Consider the following 3,168-nt stretch of genomic DNA (forward strand, 5'->3'; position numbering starts at 1 on the left):
GGGGACTATTCCTCCTCTCGCACCGCTCTCGTGGTGTTCAACCGGATTACCGGTAAACATTCACGGAGAGTTTGATCCTGGCTCAGGACGAACGCTGGCGGCGTGCTTAACACATGCAAGTCGAACGATGAAGCCCTTCGGGGTGGATTAGTGGCGAACGGGTGAGTAACACGTGGGCAATCTGCCCTTCACTCTGGGACAAGCCCTGGAAACGGGGTCTAATACCGGATATCACTCTCGCAGGCATCTGTGAGGGTCGAAAGCTCCGGCGGTGAAGGATGAGCCCGCGGCCTATCAGCTTGTTGGTGAGGTAATGGCTCACCAAGGCGACGACGGGTAGCCGGCCTGAGAGGGCGACCGGCCACACTGGGACTGAGACACGGCCCAGACTCCTACGGGAGGCAGCAGTGGGGAATATTGCACAATGGGCGAAAGCCTGATGCAGCGACGCCGCGTGAGGGATGACGGCCTTCGGGTTGTAAACCTCTTTCAGCAGGGAAGAAGCGAAAGTGACGGTACCTGCAGAAGAAGCGCCGGCTAACTACGTGCCAGCAGCCGCGGTAATACGTAGGGCGCAAGCGTTGTCCGGAATTATTGGGCGTAAAGAGCTCGTAGGCGGCTTGTCACGTCGGGTGTGAAAGCCCGGGGCTTAACCCCGGGTCTGCATTCGATACGGGCTAGCTAGAGTGTGGTAGGGGAGATCGGAATTCCTGGTGTAGCGGTGAAATGCGCAGATATCAGGAGGAACACCGGTGGCGAAGGCGGATCTCTGGGCCATTACTGACGCTGAGGAGCGAAAGCGTGGGGAGCGAACAGGATTAGATACCCTGGTAGTCCACGCCGTAAACGGTGGGAACTAGGTGTTGGCGACATTCCACGTCGTCGGTGCCGCAGCTAACGCATTAAGTTCCCCGCCTGGGGAGTACGGCCGCAAGGCTAAAACTCAAAGGAATTGACGGGGGCCCGCACAAGCAGCGGAGCATGTGGCTTAATTCGACGCAACGCGAAGAACCTTACCAAGGCTTGACATACACCGGAAACGTCTGGAGACAGGCGCCCCCTTGTGGTCGGTGTACAGGTGGTGCATGGCTGTCGTCAGCTCGTGTCGTGAGATGTTGGGTTAAGTCCCGCAACGAGCGCAACCCTTGTTCTGTGTTGCCAGCATGCCCTTCGGGGTGATGGGGACTCACAGGAGACCGCCGGGGTCAACTCGGAGGAAGGTGGGGACGACGTCAAGTCATCATGCCCCTTATGTCTTGGGCTGCACACGTGCTACAATGGCCGGTACAATGAGCTGCGATACCGTGAGGTGGAGCGAATCTCAAAAAGCCGGTCTCAGTTCGGATTGGGGTCTGCAACTCGACCCCATGAAGTCGGAGTTGCTAGTAATCGCAGATCAGCATTGCTGCGGTGAATACGTTCCCGGGCCTTGTACACACCGCCCGTCACGTCACGAAAGTTGGTAACACCCGAAGCCGGTGGCCCAACCCCTTGTGGGAGGGAGCTGTCGAAGGTGGGACTAGCGATTGGGACGAAGTCGTAACAAGGTAGCCGTACCGGAAGGTGCGGCTGGATCACCTCCTTTCTAAGGAGCACTTCTTACCGGGCTTGCTCGGTCAGAGGCCAGTACATCGGCGAACGTTCGATGCTGGTTGCTCATGGGTGGAACGTTGATTATTCGGCACGATTCAGGATGGATCAGGCGCTAGTACTGCCCCTCGGGGCGTGGAACGCAGATCTGGTCAGCTGATCGTGTCGGGCACGCTGTTGGGTGTCTGAGGGAATGATCTTCCTTCAGTCGCCGGCCCCAGTGAACTCGGACCTGTTGGTTCGGGGTGATGGGTGGCTGGTCGTTGTTTGAGAACTGCACAGTGGACGCGAGCATCTGTGGCCAAGTTTTTAAGGGCGCACGGTGGATGCCTTGGCACCAGGAACCGATGAAGGACGTGGGAGGCCGCGATAGTCCCCGGGGAGTCGTCAACCAGGCTTTGATCCGGGGGTTTCCGAATGGGGAAACCCGGCAGTCGTCATGGGCTGTCACCCGCTGCTGAACACATAGGCAGTGTGGAGGGAACGAGGGGAAGTGAAACATCTCAGTACCCTCAGGAAGAGAAAACAACCGTGATTCCGGGAGTAGTGGCGAGCGAAACCGGATGAGGCCAAACCGTATGCGTGTGAGACCCGGCAGGGGTTGCGTATACGGGGTTGTGGGATCTCTCTTCTGTTGTCTGCCGGCAACAGGACGAGTCAGAAACCGTTGATGTAGACGAAGGACATGCGAAAGGTCCGGCGTAGAGGGTAAGACCCCCGTAGTCGAAACGTCAGCGGCTCGTTTGAGAGACACCCAAGTAGCACGGGGCCCGAGAAATCCCGTGTGAATCTGGCGGGACCACCCGCTAAGCCTAAATATTCCCTGGTGACCGATAGCGGATAGTACCGTGAGGGAATGGTGAAAAGTACCCCGGGAGGGGAGTGAAATAGTACCTGAAACCGTGTGCCTACAAGCCGTGGGAGCGTCGGAATGTGCTTGCACATTCTCGTGACTGCGTGCCTTTTGAAGAATGAGCCTGCGAGTTTGCGGTGTGTTGCGAGGTTAACCCGGGTGGGGAAGCCGTAGCGAAAGCGAGTCCGAACAGGGCGATTTTAGTAGCACGCTCAAGACCCGAAGCGGAGTGATCTAGCCATGGGCAGGTTGAAGCGGAGGTAAGACTTCGTGGAGGACCGAACCCACCAGGGTTGAAAACCTGGGGGATGACCTGTGGTTAGGGGTGAAAGGCCAATCAAACTCCGTGATAGCTGGTTCTCCCCGAAATGCATTTAGGTGCAGCGTCGTGTGTTTCTTGCCGGAGGTAGAGCACTGGATAGGCGATGGGCCCTACCGGGTTACTGACCTTAGCCAAACTCCGAATGCCGGTAAGTGAGAGCGCGGCAGTGAGACTGTGGGGGATAAGCTCCATGGTCGAGAGGGAAACAGCCCAGAGCATCGACTAAGGCCCCTAAGCGTACGCTAAGTGGGAAAGGATGTGGAGTCGCACAGACAACCAGGAGGTTGGCTTAGAAGCAGCCACCCTTGAAAGAGTGCGTAATAGCTCACTGGTCTAGTGATTCCGCGCCGACAATGTAGCGGGGCTCAAGCGTACCGCCGAAGTCGTGTCATTGCAGCAATGT

At 57.6% G+C, this 3,168-nt stretch carries 2 rRNA genes (1 of these 2 only partly in view); both read left to right on the forward strand.

The features are described 5' to 3' along the window. The first annotated feature begins 59 nt into the window (after positions 1 to 59). Positions 60 to 1,585, forward strand: a 16S ribosomal RNA gene (locus tag ACWEN3_RS41015). A 304-nt stretch (positions 1,586 to 1,889) separates the two neighbouring features. Further along, positions 1,890 to 3,168: ribosomal RNA gene (locus ACWEN3_RS41020) — 23S ribosomal RNA — on the forward strand (it continues 1,942 nt past the right edge of the window). Together the 16S and 23S rRNA genes form the textbook arrangement of a ribosomal RNA operon.

The sequence above is a fragment of the Streptomyces sp. NPDC004561 genome (assembly GCF_053602155.1).